Origin of the sequence: Nucisporomicrobium flavum (assembly GCF_016464385.1) — a bacterium.
GTDB classification, from domain to species: Bacteria; Actinomycetota; Actinomycetes; order Mycobacteriales; family Micromonosporaceae; genus Actinoplanes; species Actinoplanes flavus_A.
The window spans coordinates 300333-317862 of sequence record NZ_JADMLH010000006.1; the positions used below are offsets into that span (position 1 = coordinate 300333).

The window sequence follows — 17530 nt, forward strand, 5'->3', positions numbered from 1 at the left end:
CCCCGTGACTTCGCTGCATCCCGGTCGCCTCACCGCCGGCGAGATCGCCACCCAGCCCGCCCTCTGGGCCCGCGCCCGGGATCAGGTGGCCGCCGGTCCCACCGGACTGCCCGAGGCCGGCGAACGGGTCCTGGTCCTCGGCTGCGGCACGTCGTACTACGTCGCCGCCGCGTACGCCTGGCTGCGCGAGGCGGCCGGCCACGGCGTCACCGACGCGCGGATCGCCTCCGAACTGCCGCCGGTGGCCCGCGTCTACGACCGCGTCCTGGCGATCAGCCGCTCCGGCACCACGACGGAGGTCGTCCAGGCCCTGCGGGCGCTCCCGCCCACGACCCCGGTCACCGCGGTGCTCGGCGAACTCGGCACGCCGGTGGGCGCGGCCGCCACGGACATTCTCGACCTGTCGTACGCCGACGAGCGCAGCGTCGTGCAGACCCGCTTCCCGACCACGCTGCTCACCCTGCTGCGTACCCACCTGGGCGCGACCGCCGGGCAGGTGGAGACCCTCATCGGCCAGGCCCGCGACGCCCTCGACGAGCCGATCACCACCGCACAGCCCCGCCAGCTCGTGGTGCTCGGCACCGGCTGGGCGGCGGCACTCGCCGAGGAAGCGGCCCTGAAGTGCCGCGAATCGGCCGGCATGTGGGCCGAGGCGTACGCCACCGGTGAATACCGCCACGGCCCGATCAGCGTCGCGGCGCCGGGCACCCTGGTCTGGGCGCTCACCCCGCTGACCTCGATCCAGGCCGAGGCCATCCAGGCCACGGGCGCGACGGTACGCCAGGCCGCCCGCGACCCGCAGGCCGAGCTGGTCGCGGTCCAGCGGCACGCGGTGGCCTGGGCAGCGGCATCGGGCCGGGACGCCGACGTGCCCGTCCACCTCACCCGGTCGGTCGTCGCCCTCTAGTCAGGGCGCGCGGCTGATGGCCGCCCCGCGGAATTCCTCCAGCGCCACCCCCATGAGCTCTGCCCGTCCTGTACGCCGCCGTCGCCGACCTGCCCGGCGACAGCTTCACCGGGCCGAGCCGCTTCGCCCACATGCGCGGCGCCCCGGAGCTGATCAACCGATCCGCCACCGCCCGGGACGACCGGCCGGCCGCCCGCCTGTGGTCCGTGTCCGAGCAGCTCACGGGTACGCGCTTCCCGCTCTGACCGTGGGGTAGCGTGGCGGTCCATGACGTCGCTCGCACCCGCGTCCCAGGTCCGCTACGGCACCGGCCCCGGACGCTGGGTGCTGCTGGCCACCGTTCTCGGCTCGGGCCTCGCCTTCGTGGACGCCACCGTCGTGAACATCGCGCTGCCGATGATCGGGCGGGATCTCGGGTCGTCGGCCGCCGGGCTGCAGTGGACCGTCAACGGGTACACGTTGAGCCTGGCGTCGCTCATCCTGCTCGGCGGGTCGCTGGGCGACCGGGTCGGCCGGAAGCGGATCTTCCTCATCGGGGTCGCGTGGTTCGCCGCGGCGTCGCTGCTCTGCGGGCTCGCTCAGAACACCGGGATGCTGGTCGGCGCCCGGGTGCTGCAGGGTGTCGGCGGGGCGCTGCTCACGCCCGGCGCACTGGCCATCATCGAGGCCTCGTTCGTGCCGAAGGACCGGGCGCGCGCGATCGGCGCCTGGTCCGGGCTGGGCGGCATCGGCGGTGCGCTCGGGCCGTTCCTCGGCGGGTGGCTGGTCGGGCTCGGCACGTGGCGGTACATCTTCCTCATCAACGTGCCGCTCGCGCTCGTCGTGCTGCTGGTCGCCGCCCGGCACGTACCCGAGTCGCGCAGCCCGTCGGCGGCCGGCCGGATCGACCTGGCCGGCGTCCTCACCGGGGCGATCGGGCTGGGCGGGCTCACGTACGGCTTCACCGCCTGGACCGCCCGCGGGCCGGCCAGCCCGGTCGTGCTCGCGGCGCTGCTGACCGGGGTGGCCGGCTTCGCGGCGTTCATCATCGCCGAGCGCCGTACGGCGAACCCCCTGCTCCCCCTGCCGATCTTCCGCAACAAGGCGTTCAGCGGCGCGAACCTGGTCACCTTCCTCGCGTACGCGGCCAACGGTGGCGTGTTCTTCCTGGTCGTGCTGAACCTCCAGGTGGTCGCCGGCTTCAGCCCGCTCGCCGCCGGCCTCGCCCTGCTGCCGGTCACCGTGCTGATGCTGCTGCTGTCGGCCCCGTCCGGCGCGCTGGGGCAGCGCATCGGCCCCCGCCTGCCGATGACCGCCGGCCCACTGATCTGCGCTGCGGCGCTGCTGCTGATGAGCCGGATCGGCGCCGGCACCGGCTACCTGACCGGCGTCCTGCCCGCCGTCACCCTCTTCGGGCTCGGCCTGTGCGCGCTGGTCGCCCCGCTCACCGCGACGGCGCTGGGCTCGCTGGACGACACGTACGCCGGCATCGCCTCGGGCGTGAACAACGCCGTCGCCCGTGCGGCCGGCCTGCTCGCGGTGGCGGTCCTGCCGCTGGCGGCCGGTCTCGGCTCCGGCAACCTCACCGACGCCGCCCAGCTGCACCCGGTCTACCGCACCTCGATGCAGATCTGCGCCGCGCTGATGGCGGCGGCGGGGCTGCTGGCGTACGTGACGATCCCGGAACGGCTCGCCGAGAAGACACCCGCCCGCCCGGCCTGCGACCCGAGTTGCCCGCCCACCCACGCAGCCCGCGGCCGCTGAGCCGCAGCTGATACCGCGTTTATCGGCGAAACCCGCGGGCATCCCCCCGGGATCAGGCTCATGCGAGTCGATATCCGCGACGTGGTCGGAGTTGTCATGAGTTCATCGCCATCCCGGGACGATTCCTCCCCCGCGGTCACCGACCGGGACACCTCGGGTTCCCGCGCGGCCGACGCGCCGCCGTCGCCCCGGCGCAGCGGGGCAAGCGTCCCGTCGAGCGACCGGCGGGAAGTCCTGGCCCGGGAGAAGGACCGCTACGGCGGCATCAAGTGGGGCTCGGCGTTCTTCGGCTGGCTGACCGCCACCGGCACCGCCGTCATCCTCACCGCGATCCTGGTGGCCGCCGGCGCCACCGTCGGCGTCGCCACCGGCACGAGCACCGACGACGCCAAGGACAAGGCGACGACCCTCGGACTCGTCGGCGGCCTGACACTGCTGGCGGTGATCCTCGTGGCGTACTTCTGCGGCGGTTACGTCGCCGGCCGCATGGCCCGCTTCAGCGGCGTGAAGCAGGGCGTCGCGGTGTGGATCTGGGCGATCGTGATCGCCGCCGCCGTGGCTGTCGCGGGTGCCGTGCTCGGCGACAAGTACGACCTGCTCGACCGGATCGGCGGCTTCCCGCGCCTGCCGGTCGGCGGCGGCGACGTCACCACGGGAAGCATCGTCGCCATCGCCATCGCGCTGCTCGCCGCCCTTGCCGGCGCCATCCTGGGCGGACTCGCCGGCATGCGGTACCACCGCCGGGTCGACGAGGCCGGACTCGGCCGCTGAGCGGCCGACCACACCGAGGGAAGAAGAGGCACGCATGATCACCCGCGACGCCGTCCGCCACGTGTACGGCACCGACGTCTACAGCGCCGACGGCGACAAGATCGGTTCAGCCGGTCAGGTGTACCTCGACAACGACACGGGTGAGCCCGCCTGGGTGGCGGTCCGCACCGGCCTGTTCGGCAAGAAGGAATCCTTCGTCCCCCTCCAGGACGCCACCCTCGACGGCGACCGCCTCGAGATCCCGTTCGCCAAGGACAAGGTCAAGAACGCCCCCCGCATCGACCAGGACGGCGAACTCAGCCCGGCCGACGAGGACGAGCTTTACCGCTACTACCAGCCGCAACCGGCGGACGACGCAGCCCGGACCACCAGCGGCGATGCTGCCGACCGCCCCGGCGGTGGCGATGCCATGACGCGCTCCGAGGAGCGGCTTGTCGCCGGCACCCGGACCGAGCCGGTCGCCAAGGCACGCCTCCGCAGATACACGGTCACCGAGGACCAGCAGGTGACCGTGCCGGTGAGACGCGAAGAGGTCCGGCTGGAACGCGACCGGGCCCCCGGCGCCGACGACGGCTCGGCCCCGGGCGACCGGGATTCTGACCCCGCGATGACGTTGTGGGCGGAGCGGCCGGTCGTCACGACCGAAGCCGTACCCGTGGAGAAGGTCCGCTTGGGCAAGCAGACGGTCACCGGGGAGAAGACCGTCAGCGGGGAGGTCCGCAAAGAGCGGGTCGAGCTGGAGGACGACACCCACCAGGACCCGGCCGACCGGTGAGGCGGGTCAGCCGGTGAAGGCCTTTCGTTTGCATTCCTGCATCTTCGGCGATCCGGCGTCGCCGTTCGGGCCGATCTCCGTGAGGCCGAACTGGCCCGTCTCCGGGTCCGGCGCGGTCAGTTTGTAGCCCGCCTCCTTCGCGCACCGGTACCACTCGCGCTGGTTGTCCTTGAACTCTGACAGGTCCGTGCGCTGCTGGTGCTCCTCGTACGTTTCCGGCTGTTCCGCCGCGCAGGTCTTGAACACCGCTTCGCCGTCCGTGGCTCCCTTGATGAGCAGGGCCAGGCCTTGGCCGCGGTACTGCGGGCCGCCGTTCTTCACCAGGCAGTCCTCCCACGGCCTGGTCATGGCCTCGCGGTCGGCGTCGGTGGCGTCGACCGGGAACACCGGCCGCTGGTCGGCGAGCACGGCGGCCGCGGACGGCGGTGTGCTCTGCAAGGTGGCCACGCCGGGCTTCTCCTCCTCGCTTCCCGAGCAGCCGGTGACGAGGCAGGTGAGGCCGGTGACCACGATGACGAGGCGGCTGAGCCGCGTTCTGCGCAACATGGCGGGCACTGTGGCAGACCGATTTTAGGATCTTGCTAGCGCGCGGTCCCGGACCGTCATCAGGTTCCTGTTAGCTTTCCGGACCGGCGGGCGCCGCGCACCTATAGTCGTCGCCGTGCGTGCGTTTCTGCTGGTCGCCGAGGATGACCCCGCCCAGGCGGAGGGCATGCGGCGGTACCTGGCCGCCGACGGTCACGACGTGCTCGTCGTGCACGACGGCCTCGTCGCGCTGGAGAAGGTGCGCCAGCGTCCGCCCGATCTGATGGTGCTCGATCTGATGCTGCCGGGCCTGGACGGGTTGAGCCTGTGCCGGGTGGTGCGGGAGGAATCGGCCGTGCCGATCCTGATGCTCACCGCACGATCGGACGAGAGTGATCTGCTGACCGGGCTGGACGGCGGCGCCGACGACTATCTGACGAAGCCCTATTCGCCCCGGGAGCTGCTGGCCCGGATCCGCGCGTTGCTGCGCCGCACCCACGGCCGGGGTGACGACGCCGCGACCGTGCTGACCGTCGGCGAGCTCTCCGTCGATGTCGCGCGGCACACGGTGCACTGCGGTGGCCGTCCGGTGGAGTGCACGCGCGGTGAGTTCGCGATCCTGGCGGCGATGGCGGCGCGTCCCGACCACGTCTTCACCCGGCCGCAGCTGCTGACGTACACCAACGGCGTGGAACGGGACTCCGTCGAGCGCAGCATCGACGTGCACGTGCTCAACCTGCGGCGCAAGATCGAGCCGAACCCGCGCCGGCCCTCGCGGCTGGTCACCGTGTACGGCATCGGCTACAAGCTGACCGCCGGACCGTGATGGACGCGCCCCGGGTGCCGCTGCACCGCAGCCTGACGTTCCGCCTGCTGGCCGCCTCGCTGACCATCGCCGTCGCCGCCGTCCTGGCGACCGCGTGGCTCGCCTCGCAGGCGACCTCGCAGACCATCCGGCAGCAGATCGGGCGGTCGCTGAGCGACGACAAGAGCGTGTACGACGAGCTGCTCGGTTACGCCGCGACGCATCGGGACTGGTCCGGCGTACGGCCGCTGGTCGCCTCCCGTGCGGCGCAGCTGAACCGGCGCATCACCCTGTTGACGGAGAGCCGGCAGGTCATCGCCGACTCGGGGACGGGACCGTCGCTGGTGACCGCGCGCCCGTCGGCGACCGTCGACCCGCTGTCGGTGGATCTGCGGCTGACCGGGCGTACCGATCGCATCGATCCCCGGGTCGTCGGCCCGTTCCGCCTGACGGCCGCCGACCAGGGCGCCCTGCGTGAGGAGCTGGGCCGGTCGCTGCGCTGCCTGACCGACTACGGCAGCGACGGGCAGATCGTCACAGGCCCGTACGGCCGTCCCAAGGTGGTCGTCACGCAGCTCGGCAAGCCACCGAACGGGTGTGAGCTGGTTCCCCGGGCCACGAGGACAGAGCAACGGCCGCTGGCGGCGCTGCGCACGCTGATCGCCGCCTGCGCCGGGGAGAAGGACCTCGAGCAGGTGTGGCTCGCCCCGGATCTCACGATCTCCGTGGTCGATCCGTCCACGAGCCTGGCCGTCCCGGACCGGACGGCGCGGGCCGCCGCGTGCGTGGACAAGGCGCGGCGTACGCAACTCGAGCCGTGGGTGGCACCACCCGCGCTGCTGTTCGTGACCGATCCGGCCGATCCCTCCGCACAGCCGGCATTTCCGCTGTCCCGCGACAACCTCCTCCGCACGGGTACGGCCACAGCGGTCGTGCTGATGCTGGCGGTGCTCCTCACCGTCGTCGTGGGACGGCGGCTGACCCGGCCGCTGCGGGCGCTCACCGAGGCGGCCCGCCATCCCACCGGCCATCCGCGGGTGCCGGTCGGCGGCCGCGACGAGATCGGTTACCTGGCGGCCGCGCTCAACGAGCTGGCCGAGCGCCGGGAGAACTCGGAGCGGCTGCGCCAGGCCATGGTCAGCGATGTGGCGCACGAGCTGCGCAATCCGCTGACCAACATCCGGACCTGGCTGGAGGCGGTCGGCGACGGTCTCGCCACCGTCGACGGACCGCTGCTCGCGCTGTTGCACGACGAGACCGCGCAGCTGCAGCACATCGTCGACGATCTGCGCGACCTCGCCGCCGCCGACGCCGGCACGCTGCGCATGCACCCCGACTCGTTCTATCTCAACGACGCGGTGAGCCAGGTCGTCGACGCCCACCTGCCGAACGCCACCGCCGCCGGCGTCCGCCTGAGCGTGGACCACGACGGCGACCCGGAGGTGGTCGCCGACCCGGTCCGGCTCCGCCAGCTGGTCGGCAACCTGCTCGCCAACGCGATCCGGCACAGTCACCGCGGCGGCACGGTGACCGTACGGACCGGCACCGGCGGTGGCCGGGTCACGATCGCGGTCGCCGACACGGGCACCGGCATCGCCCCGGAGGACCTTCCGCGGCTCTTCGACCGTTTCTGGCGCGCCGACGAGTCCCGCAGCCGCACCACCGGGGGCAGCGGGCTCGGCCTGTCGATCGCCCGCCAGATCGCCGCGGCCCACGACGGCTCCATCACCGTGGCGAGCGAGCTGGGGGTGGGCTCGACCTTCACCGTCACGCTGCCCGGGGCCGTCGAGGGCTGAGCCTGCCCGTCGCGACCGGGCCGTTCACGGTGCGGCGGGCGTCAGGACGCGGTGCAGCTCGGCGAGGAGAGTTTCCTTGGCGAAGGGCTTGCGGATGAGCGGAGCGTCGGCGGGCATCTCGTGGCCTCCGGGCGCCGGCCCGTTGGTGTATCCGGACATGAACAGCACGGCCAGCCCCGGACGGCTCTGACGCAGCTCGGTGGCGAGCTGGGTGCCGGACATGCCGGGCATGATCACGTCGGTCAGCAGCGCGTCGATGTGCAGGTGGTCGTCGAGGCACATCTTCAACGCCTGCTGGGGGTTGTCGGTCGCGCGGACGTCGTAGCCGGCCTTGGTCAGGATGCGGCAGACGATGTCGCGTACGGCGTCCTCGTCCTCCACCACCAGCACGGTCCGCCCGTTGCCGGACGGCGACTCGGGGGCGGCCGCCGTGCGGGTGGCGTCCGCCGCGTCCTCCGAGGTGCCGGGCAGGCACACCCAGAGCGTGGTGCCGTGCCCCGGCTCGGACTCCAGCCGGATGGTGCCGCCCGCCTCGGTGACGATGCCGTACGCGGTGGCCAGTCCCAGCCCGGTGCCCTGCCCGCGTCCCTTGGTGGTGAAGAACGGCTCGAACGCGCGGGCGGCCACCTCCGGGGGCATGCCCTGGCCCGTGTCGATCACGCCGAGGCACACCGGCGCCCCGGCGTCGGGGCAGGCGTCGCAGGTGCTGCTGGTGACGATGGTCAGCCGGCCCCCGCCGGGCATGGCGGCGCGGGCGTTGACCACGGCGTTCATGAGGACCTGTTCGAGCTTGCTGCGGTCGATGGTGATCCGGGGCAGGCCGGGTTGCAGCAGCGTGGTGACGTCGACGTCCTCGCCGAGGGTACGGCCGAAGAGCTTGTGCAGCTCCACGACCACGGAGTTGAGGTCGAGCACCTCCGGCTGCGAGGGTTCGAGCCGGCTGAAGACCAGCAGCTGGCGGGTCAGGGCGCTGCCACGGGCGGCGGCCTGCCGGATGCCCTCCAGGTCGCTGCGCCGCTGGTCGTCGGCGGGGAAGTCCTCGGCCAGCATGCTCGCGTAACCGGAGATCACGGCGAGGAGGTTGTTGAAGTCGTGTGCGATGCCGCCGGCCAGCTGGCCGAGGGAGTCCAGCCGTTCCGCCTGGCGCAGCTGCCGTTCGAGCCGGGCCCGCTCCTGTTCGGCGACGACCCGCTCGGTGACGTCGCGCAGGATGCCCTCGACGGCGGTCACCCGGCCGGTGTCGTCGGTCAGCGCGACCGCTCGCTGCTCGGTCCAGACCGTGGACCCCTCGGCCGGGTGCCACCGTACGGTCAGCGTGCCGGGCCGCGGTGACCGCCAGGACTCCTCCAGAGCCGGCCGGTCCTCGGCGTCGAGCAGGCGGAACACCAGCCCGGGGTCGGCGTAGAAGTCGCCGGGCGGCCGTCCCATCAGCGCCTGCGCGGCCGGGCTGAGGTATTCCATGACCGGTTCGGGAAGCAGCCGGTAGCGGAAGATGACGTCCTGGGCGTGTTCGGCGATCAGCCGGAACCGTTCCTCGCTGCGTCGCAGTGCCGCCTCGGCCCGCCTGCGCTGGCGTCGTTCGGTGGCCTCGCGCAGCTCCCGCTGGACCGCGGGTGCCAGGCGGGCGAGACGGTCCTTGAGCACGAAGTCCTGGGCGCCCGCGCGCATCAGCTTCACGGCCGCTTCCTCACCGACCTCGCCGGAGACGAGGATGAACGGGATGTCGGCGTCGCAGGCGCGCACCTGTTCCAGCGCCTCCTCCGCGCGCAGGGCCGGCATGTTGTAGTCGGAGATCACCACATCGGGCACCGCTCCGGCGAGGGCCGCGCGCACGTCCGCGGGCGTGTCGGCCCGCGTGTGGCTGATCGTCAGTCCGGCCCGGGTGAGGTGGCGGATGATGAGGACCGCGTCGTCGTCACTGTCGTCGATGATCAGCAGATGGACCGGGTCCATGTCCGCCTCACGCCCCTCGCCGGGGCGGCATCGGCTCGTTGACCAGCAGCCAGTACATGCCGAGCAGGTTGGCCGCGTTGAGGAACTCGCCGAACACCACGGGTTTCCGGACGTAGCTGTTGGCGCCCAGCCGATAGCTCTCCACGATGTCCCGCTCCTCGTTCGAGGTCGTCAGGACCACCACCGGCAGCGTGCACGTACGGTCGTCGTGGCGGATGCGGCGGAGCACCTCCAGGCCGTTGACCTTCGGCAGGTTGACGTCGAGCAGAACCAGCGCCGGGCGCAGGGGCGGCGTACCGTCGTCGGGCAGCAACCGCTGCAGCGCCTCCTCCCCGTTGCTCGCGACCACGATCTCGTTCTTGATGTGGTTCTTCTCGAACGCGCGCAGCGTGAACATGACGTCGTCCGGGTTGTCCTCCACCAGCAGGATCGGACCGTCGCTCATCGGATCTCCCAGTCGGTCGGGGCGGGAACGAGGCTGAACCGGAACGTCGCGCCGTCGCCGGGCCGGCTGTCGGCGGTGATCTGCCCGCCATGGCGCACGATGATGCGTTGCACGATGGCGAGGCCGATGCCGGTGCCCTCGTACTCGGCGGTGGAGTGCAGCCGCTGGAAGGGGTCGAACAGCTTGTGCGCGTACCGCATGTCGAAGCCGGCTCCGTTGTCGGCCACGGTGAAGACGTCGACACCGTCGCGGGCCTCGACAGCCAGGCGGATGACGGCGTCCGTACGGTTGGCGGTGAACTTCCAGGCGTTGCCCAGCAGGTTCTGCAGCACGAGCCGGACCAGATGCGGATCCGCCTGGGCCACGAGGCCGTCGGCGATGCTGACGTCGACCGTCCGGTCCGGATCGCGGGCGCTCAGCTCGGCGATGACCTCCCGGGCCAGCGCGCTGAGGTCGGTGGGTCGCCGGCTGAGCTCCGTACGGGTGGCCCGGGACAGGTCGAGCAGGTCGTCGATCATCTGCGCCATGCGGGCCGCGTTGGCCTGGATCCGTCCCAGATACTGCTGTCCCTGCTCGTCCAGAACCTCGGCGTAGTCCTCCAGCAGGACCTGGCTGAACCCTTCCAGGGAGCGCAGCGGCGCCCGGAGGTCGTGCGACACCGAGTAGGCGAAGGCGTCCAGCTCCCGCGTGGAGGCCTCCAGTTCGGCCGTCCGCTCGCGGACCCGCTGCTCGAGCTCCGCGTTGAGCTGGTGGACCTGCTCCTCGGCACGCTTGCGTTCGGTGATGTCGGTGGAGATCCCGCAGACGGCGTACGGCCGGCCGTCCTCGTCGACGAGGGGGAACTTGACGGTGATGTAGGTACGCTCGCCGTCGTCCCCGCGGGTCTGTTCCTCCATCTGCACCGGCACGCCCCGGGCGAAGGCCCGCAGATCGTTGGCCCGGAACGCGTCGGCGATGTCGGCGGGGAACAGGTCGTGGTCGGTCAGCCCCCTGATGTCCTCGCGCCGGACGTTGAACAGCCGTTCGTACTCGCGGTTGATCAGCAGGTACCGGCCGTCGACGTCGCGCATGTAGATCACGGCCGACGTGTGGTCCAGCAGTGCCATCAGCTGCTCGTGCCCGACCGGCCGGAGCGCGGGCCGGCCGGCAGGACCGTCCGTGGTCTCGGCGCCGACCTCCGTACCCATCACCGGCCCCCTGCCGCATCGCGACGGGCGCCATCGCCCCGCCTGCCTCCGGCTTTCCGCGGGAAAGGGCTCCGCCGTCAGGAGACCGGCAGCACCTCGACCGGCGCGGTCCTTCCCGTACGCGACCGTACACCGCCCGCTATGGTGCTGTTTGCCGTTTCCGCGCTTACCCCACGCCGCAGTGGTGCCAGCACGTGCTCGCGCCGGGCCCGGGTCAGCCGCTCCAGGAACGTCTCGGTCATCCCGGTGGTGCCCGAACGGTTCGACACCAGCGGCCGGTCCCCGATGCCTTCCGCGTCGCGCCGATGCTGCGGGTTGAACAGGAACCTCTTGCTCAGCATCAGGTGCGCCCCGGCGGCCCGGGCGTGCGCGGCCAGCAGCGCGTACCAGTCGACGAGCACGGGCTGGCGGCTGAGCAGTCTGCGGATCTCGGCCGGGCCGGCATCCGGGAGCGCCGCCAGGTCCACGCCCAGCGAGGCCGCCATCTGCTGCGGCAGGGTCGGTCGCGCCATCAGCGTCTCCAGAGCCTCCCGCTCGCGGGTCAGCAGCCCGGGGAACAGCCGGCGCACGTGCCGGTCGTAGTCGTCGAGGGCGATACCGAGCAGGAAGTCCCGTTTGAGGGCCTCCGGGTCCAGCGCACCGCTCGGCGGGATGTCCCCGGGCGTCCAGTGCACGGCGAACTGGCGGAACACGTCGAGGAAGTGCTCCGGCGGCATGCTGCGCTCCGGCGGCAGCGCCGCGAAGTCGACGAACATCTGACGCAGCGCCTGCAACAACACGACGGCGGTCCGTACCCGGGCCAGCGACTCCTCGGCACAGAACTGCGTCCCGGACGCGGTCAGCGGTTCGAGCAATTCGTTGACCGCCAGCTCGATGGCCTCGCCCTTCTTGACCAGCGTGAAGAAGCGTTCCTCACCACCGCTGCCGGTGTACGTCCGGATCCGCCCGTCGCCGAACTCCCCCGGCAGCACCGCGAGGAGCTCCTCGCCGTGGCGGACCTCGATCGTCCCGACGTTCCACCGCACCAGCGAGGCGTAGCTGTCCCGGTGATCGTGCCCGGTGCCCGTACGGTCGGCCACGGCGGCGAAATACGCCCGGAACGGAGTCTCCTCCGCGCCGACCGTCAGGTCCTGGAACGCCACCTCCGGCGTCTCCTTACCGCCGGGCGTGCGCTCCTGGTAGTGCCGTGCCACCGAAGCGCCGATGAAACCGAGGTTCACCAGCATCTGCCGGGCCTCGGCGGGCGTCCACCGTCCGGGCATGGGCAACTGCGGCAGGATCACGGACCGCACCGCCTCGCGCATCGCGCCGGGCGGCAGCTCGTCGCGCAGAATCGCCGAGTTCAACCGGGGCAGCTCCTCGAGCACCCAGGCCCCCACCTGTTGCAGAACCATCACCCGCTACCTCTCAGACCACTACCCGCCAGTCGGCACAGTCGATCCCGATCTGAGTGGTTTCCTCCGCAGCGGTCCGTACACCTGCCGGGACCAACGTCCCGACCTGGGCGCCGACGGTCCGCTCGAGGCGGCATCGCCGGCGCCGCACCGGCCGGCGGGTGAACGCTGAGAAGGCCGGAACAAGAGCCCCGCCGAGAGAGGAGCCCGTCATGACCACCATCCTCATCGCCGAGGACGACACTGACGTCCTGACGATGCTGTGCCGCGTCTTCACCCGGGCCGGGTTCACGGTCCTGGACGCCGCGGACGGGGACGTCGCGCTCGACCTGGCGCGCCGGTGGACGCCCGACGTCGTCCTCTCCGATCTCGAAATGCCGCACCTCGACGGGCGGCAGCTGTGCCGCGCCATGCGCCGCGATCCGGTGCTGCGCGATGTCCCGGTGGCCCTCCTCAGCGGAGGCCTCGGCTCCGGCGACCCGGACGTGGCCGGCGAGGACGTGTGCGGCGTCTGGCTCAAGCCGTTCGACAACGCCGAGCTGGTCGCGGCGATGCGGAAACTCGCCGACGCGGGTCACGGCCGGAAGGTCAGTCGCGGAACAGCTTGAACATCAGCGCGTGCACACCCATGGCCAGCGGGATGCCGGCCGCCGCCACCGCGACCGCCGGGGCGTCGATCTCGCGGATGCCCTCGCGGGCCAGCTCCCGCCGGGCCCAGAGCCAGTAGGGCAGGACCATCGTGGGCGCCGTCACCGCCCCGCTCACGTACCCCCGCGCGGCCGCGGTCATCCCCAGGTGCCCGAAGCCGTGCAGGCCGAAGCCCAGCAGCACACCCCGGAACAGCGGGGAGCGGCCCTCCGTGCGCACCCCGGACGCCGCGGCAAGGGCTATCACCGCGCCCATCGTGGCTATCCCGGCCGTCACGTGCCGCTGCGAGACCCCGTCACGACGCAGCGCGGCGGGAATCGGCAGAGCCTGCGGCAGGCGCGGCAGCACCCGCCTGCTGCTGCGGCTCATCGTCCACAGTTCCTCGAGGTCGCTCACGGCCCAGGTGCCGAACAGCCCGAGCGCGATCTTCGTCGTCCGCTTCATCGTCGCCTCCTCGCCCTTGAGTTACGCTACGAACGGTAGCGAAACCGGATCCGCCCCCGGCACGGCCGGAGCTCCCGTCCGGACGGGACCCTCGGCCCACGGAGAGGAAGAGCGGCGACATGAAAACAGCAGGGAGCGCCGGCGGACGCCCACGGGACGCCGGCGCCACCGCGAAGGTGCTCGCCGTCACCCAGCGGCTGCTCGACGAGCGGGGTGCTGCCGCGCTGCGCATCGACGACGTCGCCCGGGCGTCCGGGGTCGCCAAGACCACCATCTACCGGCGGTGGCCGTCGCTCACCGCCCTTATCGTCGCCGCGATGGAGGTGGCCCTCGGACCGCGGCCGCTGCCCGACACCGGCGACCCGGAGGCCGACCTGATGGCCCTGCTCGAGGTGGTGTTCGACTCGGTCGCCCGGGCCCCGTTCGCCCGCGCCCTCCCGCTGATCAGCGTCGAGCTGCTGCAGCAGCCGGAACTCGCCCGGCAGTACCGTACGCGGGTCATCGATCCGGCCCGTGACCACGGCATCCGGCTGGTACGGGCCGGCATCGCCCAGGGGTTGTTCCGCGCCGGCACCGACCCGGCGCTGGTGGTGGACACGGTGATCGCTCCGTTGATCTACCGCCCGGTCGTGCTGCACGAGCAGGTGTCACCGGCCCAGGCCCGGGCGATCGCCGAGCTGGTGCTGCGGTCCGTACGCGCCGGCTCGCTCGAAAGGACCAGACCCGTGATCGCTCCCGGCGGCGATGTGCCGGGCCCGTAGCCGCCCGTAGCGTCGCGGCCATGACTGCGACAGCCGACGACGCCGATCGTTCGAAGACCCTGGCCATCAGCTCACTCGTGGTGGGCATCCTCTCCTTCGTCCCCGCGCCGGGCCCGCTGGCCGGGGTGCTGGCCGTCGTGCTCGGCCTGCTCTGCCCCACCGATCACACCGGCCGGCGGCCGGCGCAGGCCCGCGCCGGCATCGCCCTCGGCGCGACCAGTGTGCTGCTGCTGGCCGGCTTCTGCGTCGTCTACTTCGGCATCCTCGGGTACCCGTTGCCGCGTATCGAGCGCTACCACGGCGAATAGGCGGGCGCTCAGGACCTGCGCCGCAGCGGGACGATGCCCTCCTCGAAGGCATAGATCACCGCCTGCACCCGGTCGCGGAGCCCGAGCTTGGTGAGGATGCTGCCGACGTGGGTCTTCACGGTGTGCTCGCTGAGGACCAGATCGGCGGCGATCTCGGCGTTGCTGCGCCCACCGGCCAGCGCGGCGAGCACCTCCACCTCGCGCGGGGTGAGGACATCCCCGGCGGGCCGCCCGGGTCGCGGGTCGAGGCGGACGAACTCGGCGAGCAGCCGCCGGGTGGCGCGCGGGGTCAGCAGCGCCTCCCCCGCCGCCACCACCCGCACCGCGTCGACCAGGGCGGCCCGCGGGGTGTCCTTGACCAGGAAACCGGAGGCGCCGGCCCGCAGCGAGTCGAGCACGTGCTCGTCGAGGTCGAAGGTCGTCAGCATGATGACCCTGGTGGCCGGGCTCCCGGCCACCACCTCGGCCGTGGCGCGGATGCCGTCGACGCGGGGCATGCGGATGTCCATCAGCACCACGTCGGCCCGGGTCCGGCGCGCCAGGCCGGCCACGCCCGTCCCGTCCGCGGCCTCGCCGACGACCTCGATGTCCGGCTGCGACTCGAGGATCATGCGCAGCCCGGTACGGACCAGCTCCTCGTCGTCGACCAGCAGCACCCGGATGGCGTCGCTCATTCGTGGGCCTCCCCCGCCCCGAGACGCAGCGTCACCCGCCACGTCTCTCCGTCCCGTCCATGCTCCAGCCGGGCACCGACGGCGGCCGCCCGCTCGCGCATGCTCTGCAGCCCCTGGCCGGTGCTCCCGTCCGTACGGCCGCCGGCGCGGTTGGCGACCGTCACCACCGCCCCGCTCCCGTCCTCGCCGAGCTCGACGCTGACCGGCTCGCCCGGCGCGTGCTTGCGGGCGTTGGTCAGCGCCTCCTGGACGATGCGGTAGACCGCCACGCCGGCGGCGCCCGTGATCGGCGCCGGCAGCGACGACCGCCACGCGACCGTCATCCCGGCGGCCCGTACGGCGTCGATCAGGCCGGGCAGATCGTCGCTGGTCGGGGCGGGCCGCCGGGTCAGGTCGTCATCGGTCGCCCGGAGACCGCCCAGCATCGTCCGCAGCTCGGTCATCGTCTCCCGCCCCGTGGCGGCGATCCGCTCGAGGGTCTCGGGGCTGGGGTCGCCCGCCTCGGCGCGCGCGGCCGCACCCTCGGCCAGGAGTACCATCACGCCGACCGAGTGACCGAGCAGGTCGTGCATCTCCCGGGCGATCCGGTTGCGTTCCTCGGAAGCCGCCCGCGCCGTTTCCGCGCGCCGCTGTGCCCGCTCGGCGGCGATGCGTTCCTCGTACTGGCGCAGCTCGCCGAGGCGCGACCGGGTCAAGGCGCCCGCCAGCCAGGCGACCCCGGCGGCCAGGGCGACGTTGAGCCACTCGTACGGGTCCGGCTCGGCGGCGCGGGAGAGCAGGACGACCGGCGTCCCCAGCAGGGCGAGAGCCAGCAGAACGTACGACTGGACGCGGGTGCCGTACGCGGCGATCGCATGCAGGGCGACGAGCGGCCCGATCGGCACCAGCGGGCTGGGCCACCCGATCCACCCGTACGCGACGGCGCTCGGCGCGATGAGAACGTTGGCGAGCAAGGGGTTCTGCCGGCGCAGCACCAGGGGCAGCGTCTGACCGGCGGCCGCCACGTACGCCCACCCGGTGCGCGGTTCCGCCGCGCTCAGCGGGAGCAGCGTGAGACCGAAGGCGACCACGGCGAGCAGCCCGTCGACGACGAGCGGCCGCCGCGCCCAGGACAGCTGCATCGTGCTCCTCTCCGGCGTTGTATGACGAAGCTGGTATGCCCGCGCCGGCAACCCTTGCTCCCATACTGTGCTCATGCCCGGATCCTCGTCACACCGGCGCGCCATGGCGCTCACGATGCCCGCCCTGCTCGGACTGGTCGCGCTGCTGCTCACGCTGGTCCGCGGCCCGGCCGGGATGCAGCCGGTGGCCGCCACGACGCTGACCGTCGCGCAGGCGATCAGCGGTCAGAGCGGCACCGGTACCGTACGCGGCTACGTCGTCGGCCAGCCGACCGCCACGAGCACGGTGCTCTTCAGCGGCTTCACCGCCGACACCGCGCTGGCCATCGCCGACAGCGCCGGCGAGCGGGACACCGCCAGGATGCTGTACGTCCAGGTCACCAGCGCGTACCGGGCGAGCTTCGGCCTGCAGAGCAACCCGGGCCGGGTCGGCGCGGTGCTCACGGTGACCGGGTCGCTCGCGGCGTACTTCTCCCATCCGGGTCTCAAGTCGCCGACCGCGATGACCTTCGGGACGGGCAGCCCCACGCCCACTCCCACACCGACCGGTTCCACCGACGCCTACTACGCGGCGGCGGCCGGCAAGTCCGGGGTGAGCCTGAAGAGCGCCCTGCACGGGATCATCTCCAGCGGGGTGACCACCCTGTCCTACGACGCGGTGTGGAACGCGCTCAAGGTCACCGACCAGGACCCGGCGAACCCGTCGAACGTGATCCTCGTGTATTCCGGGATCAGCCGGTCCAAGACCCTCAACGGCGGCGACCAGGGCGACTGGAACCGCGAGCACGTCTGGGCCAAGTCGCACGGCGACTTCGGCACGAGCAACGGCCCCGGCACGGACCTGCACCACCTGCGCCCGGAGGACGTCCACGTCAACAGCGAGCGTGACAACAAGGACTTCGACGCCGGCGGTACGGCGGTCGCCGACGCGCCGGGCAACCGTACGGACTCCGACTCATGGGAGCCGCGCGCCGCGGTGCGGGGCGACGTGGCCCGCATGATCTTCTACATGGCGGTCCGCTACGAGGGTGGCGACGGCTACCCCGACCTCGAGATCGACGACGCCACCAGCGGCGGTACGGCGCCCCGCCTGGGCCGCCTCTCGGTCCTGCTGCAGTGGAGCGCCCAGGACCCGCCGGACGCCTTCGAGAAGCGGCGCAACGACACGATCTACGGCACGTACCAGCACAACCGGAACCCGTTCGTCGACCACCCGGAGTGGGCCGCCTCGGTCTTCGGCTAGGAGCTTCGACGCGAGGACGCCGGCGAGCAC

The 17530-nt window shown here is 72.4% G+C and carries 18 protein-coding genes; 10 read left to right on the plus strand and 8 right to left on the minus strand.

Annotation, left to right across the window (positions count from 1 at the left end):
• Positions 1–4: 4 nt before the first annotated feature.
• The 4 genes from IT780_RS17390 (at position 5) to IT780_RS17405 (ending at position 4196) form a co-directional block, all read left to right on the plus strand.
• Positions 5–907 carry an SIS domain-containing protein gene (locus IT780_RS17390; protein ID WP_307831236.1) on the plus strand — a complete coding sequence of 301 codons (903 nt, stop codon included), beginning with the start codon at positions 5–7 and terminating at the stop codon, positions 905–907.
• A 267-nt stretch (positions 908–1174) separates the two neighbouring features.
• Positions 1175–2650, plus strand: a complete 1476-nt coding sequence (locus IT780_RS17395) for a DHA2 family efflux MFS transporter permease subunit (protein WP_199512607.1) — start codon at positions 1175–1177, stop codon at positions 2648–2650.
• A 96-nt stretch (positions 2651–2746) separates the two neighbouring features.
• Positions 2747–3421, plus strand: coding sequence for a hypothetical protein (locus IT780_RS17400; RefSeq protein WP_199512608.1), 675 nt, complete (start codon positions 2747–2749; stop codon positions 3419–3421).
• A gap of 34 nt (positions 3422–3455) precedes the next feature.
• On the plus strand, positions 3456–4196 hold the full coding sequence (locus IT780_RS17405) for a PRC and DUF2382 domain-containing protein (RefSeq protein WP_199512609.1): 741 nt from the start codon (positions 3456–3458) through the stop codon (positions 4194–4196).
• A 6-nt stretch (positions 4197–4202) separates the two neighbouring features.
• On the opposite strand, the gene IT780_RS17410 is transcribed toward IT780_RS17405, so the two are convergent.
• Complete coding sequence (locus tag IT780_RS17410; protein ID WP_199512610.1) at positions 4203–4742, minus strand: hypothetical protein; 540 nt, start codon at positions 4740–4742, stop codon at positions 4203–4205.
• Between the two features lie 115 nt (positions 4743–4857).
• Between IT780_RS17410 and IT780_RS17415 the strand changes: the two genes are divergently transcribed.
• On the plus strand, positions 4858–5547 hold the full coding sequence (locus IT780_RS17415; RefSeq protein ID WP_199512611.1) for a response regulator: 690 nt from the start codon (positions 4858–4860) through the stop codon (positions 5545–5547).
• Positions 5547–7322: a sensor histidine kinase gene (locus IT780_RS17420; protein ID WP_199512750.1), complete on the plus strand. Its 1776-nt coding sequence runs from the start codon at positions 5547–5549 to the stop codon at positions 7320–7322. The genes IT780_RS17415 and IT780_RS17420 overlap by 1 nt, the downstream gene beginning before the upstream one ends.
• Positions 7323–7346: 24 nt before the next feature.
• Here IT780_RS17420 and IT780_RS17425 read toward each other — a convergent pair whose 3' ends face one another.
• The 4 genes from IT780_RS17425 to IT780_RS17440 form a co-directional block, all read right to left on the minus strand.
• Entirely contained in the window at positions 7347–9275 is a 1929-nt protein-coding gene (locus tag IT780_RS17425; protein ID WP_199512612.1) for a response regulator, read from the minus strand.
• 7 nt (positions 9276–9282) lie between these two features.
• Positions 9283–9720, minus strand: a complete 438-nt coding sequence (locus IT780_RS17430) for a response regulator (RefSeq protein ID WP_199512613.1) — start codon at positions 9718–9720, stop codon at positions 9283–9285.
• The gene (locus IT780_RS17435) at positions 9717–10907 is read right to left on the minus strand and encodes a sensor histidine kinase (protein WP_199512614.1); all 1191 of its coding nucleotides are present in this window, start codon (positions 10905–10907) and stop codon (positions 9717–9719) included. Before IT780_RS17435 ends, IT780_RS17430 begins: the two co-directional genes overlap by 4 nt.
• 77 nt (positions 10908–10984) lie before the next feature.
• Complete coding sequence (locus IT780_RS17440; RefSeq protein WP_199512615.1) at positions 10985–12301, minus strand: hypothetical protein; 1317 nt, start codon at positions 12299–12301, stop codon at positions 10985–10987.
• A 212-nt stretch (positions 12302–12513) separates the two neighbouring features.
• On the opposite strand from IT780_RS17440, the gene IT780_RS17445 reads away from it, so the two are divergent.
• On the plus strand, positions 12514–12909 hold the full coding sequence (locus IT780_RS17445; RefSeq protein ID WP_199512616.1) for a response regulator: 396 nt from the start codon (positions 12514–12516) through the stop codon (positions 12907–12909).
• Here the strand turns inward: IT780_RS17445 and IT780_RS17450 are convergent.
• Positions 12890–13393, minus strand: a complete 504-nt coding sequence (locus IT780_RS17450; protein ID WP_199512617.1) for an HXXEE domain-containing protein — start codon at positions 13391–13393, stop codon at positions 12890–12892. The two genes, IT780_RS17445 and IT780_RS17450, sit on opposite strands and share 20 nt — an antisense overlap.
• A 119-nt stretch (positions 13394–13512) precedes the next feature.
• On the opposite strand from IT780_RS17450, the gene IT780_RS17455 reads away from it, so the two are divergent.
• Both IT780_RS17455 and IT780_RS17460 read left to right on the plus strand, forming a co-directional pair.
• Complete coding sequence (locus IT780_RS17455; RefSeq protein WP_199512618.1) at positions 13513–14154, plus strand: TetR/AcrR family transcriptional regulator; 642 nt, start codon at positions 13513–13515, stop codon at positions 14152–14154.
• Positions 14155–14174: 20 nt separating this feature from the next.
• Positions 14175–14462, plus strand: coding sequence for a hypothetical protein (locus IT780_RS17460; protein WP_199512619.1), 288 nt, complete (start codon positions 14175–14177; stop codon positions 14460–14462).
• An 8-nt stretch (positions 14463–14470) separates the two neighbouring features.
• Here the strand turns inward: IT780_RS17460 and IT780_RS17465 are convergent, their stop codons facing one another.
• Together IT780_RS17465 and IT780_RS17470 are read right to left on the minus strand one after the other, a co-directional pair.
• The gene (locus IT780_RS17465; RefSeq protein WP_199512620.1) at positions 14471–15136 is read right to left on the minus strand and encodes a response regulator; all 666 of its coding nucleotides are present in this window, start codon (positions 15134–15136) and stop codon (positions 14471–14473) included.
• Positions 15133–16257, minus strand: coding sequence for a sensor histidine kinase (locus IT780_RS17470; RefSeq protein ID WP_199512621.1), 1125 nt, complete (start codon positions 16255–16257; stop codon positions 15133–15135). Before IT780_RS17470 ends, IT780_RS17465 begins: the two co-directional genes overlap by 4 nt.
• A gap of 73 nt (positions 16258–16330) precedes the next feature.
• Here IT780_RS17470 and IT780_RS17475 point away from each other — a divergent pair, with 73 nt between their 5' ends.
• Positions 16331–17500: an endonuclease gene (locus IT780_RS17475; RefSeq protein ID WP_233412982.1), complete on the plus strand. Its 1170-nt coding sequence runs from the start codon at positions 16331–16333 to the stop codon at positions 17498–17500.
• The last annotated feature ends 30 nt before the right edge of the window (positions 17501–17530 follow it).

What these genes read in the sequence shown, in the direction of transcription:
- IT780_RS17395 (WP_199512607.1), top strand. Translation starts at nt 1,175, where the DNA reads ATGACGTCGCTCGCACCCGCGTCCCAGGTCCGCTACGGCACCGGCCCC.
- IT780_RS17400 (WP_199512608.1), top strand. Translation starts at nt 2,747, where the DNA reads ATGAGTTCATCGCCATCCCGGGACGATTCCTCCCCCGCGGTCACCGAC.
- IT780_RS17405 (WP_199512609.1), top strand. Translation starts at nt 3,456, where the DNA reads ATGATCACCCGCGACGCCGTCCGCCACGTGTACGGCACCGACGTCTAC.
- IT780_RS17410 (WP_199512610.1), bottom strand. Translation starts at nt 4,742, where the DNA reads ATGTTGCGCAGAACGCGGCTCAGCCGCCTCGTCATCGTGGTCACCGGC.
- IT780_RS17420 (WP_199512750.1), top strand. Translation starts at nt 5,547, where the DNA reads ATGGACGCGCCCCGGGTGCCGCTGCACCGCAGCCTGACGTTCCGCCTG.
- IT780_RS17425 (WP_199512612.1), bottom strand. Translation starts at nt 9,275, where the DNA reads ATGGACCCGGTCCATCTGCTGATCATCGACGACAGTGACGACGACGCG.
- IT780_RS17430 (WP_199512613.1), bottom strand. Translation starts at nt 9,720, where the DNA reads ATGAGCGACGGTCCGATCCTGCTGGTGGAGGACAACCCGGACGACGTC.
- IT780_RS17435 (WP_199512614.1), bottom strand. Translation starts at nt 10,907, where the DNA reads ATGGGTACGGAGGTCGGCGCCGAGACCACGGACGGTCCTGCCGGCCGG.
- IT780_RS17440 (WP_199512615.1), bottom strand. Translation starts at nt 12,301, where the DNA reads ATGGTTCTGCAACAGGTGGGGGCCTGGGTGCTCGAGGAGCTGCCCCGG.
- IT780_RS17445 (WP_199512616.1), top strand. Translation starts at nt 12,514, where the DNA reads ATGACCACCATCCTCATCGCCGAGGACGACACTGACGTCCTGACGATG.
- IT780_RS17450 (WP_199512617.1), bottom strand. Translation starts at nt 13,393, where the DNA reads ATGAAGCGGACGACGAAGATCGCGCTCGGGCTGTTCGGCACCTGGGCC.
- IT780_RS17455 (WP_199512618.1), top strand. Translation starts at nt 13,513, where the DNA reads ATGAAAACAGCAGGGAGCGCCGGCGGACGCCCACGGGACGCCGGCGCC.
- IT780_RS17460 (WP_199512619.1), top strand. Translation starts at nt 14,175, where the DNA reads ATGACTGCGACAGCCGACGACGCCGATCGTTCGAAGACCCTGGCCATC.
- IT780_RS17465 (WP_199512620.1), bottom strand. Translation starts at nt 15,136, where the DNA reads ATGAGCGACGCCATCCGGGTGCTGCTGGTCGACGACGAGGAGCTGGTC.
- IT780_RS17470 (WP_199512621.1), bottom strand. Translation starts at nt 16,257, where the DNA reads ATGCAGCTGTCCTGGGCGCGGCGGCCGCTCGTCGTCGACGGGCTGCTC.
- IT780_RS17475 (WP_233412982.1), top strand. Translation starts at nt 16,331, where the DNA reads ATGCCCGGATCCTCGTCACACCGGCGCGCCATGGCGCTCACGATGCCC.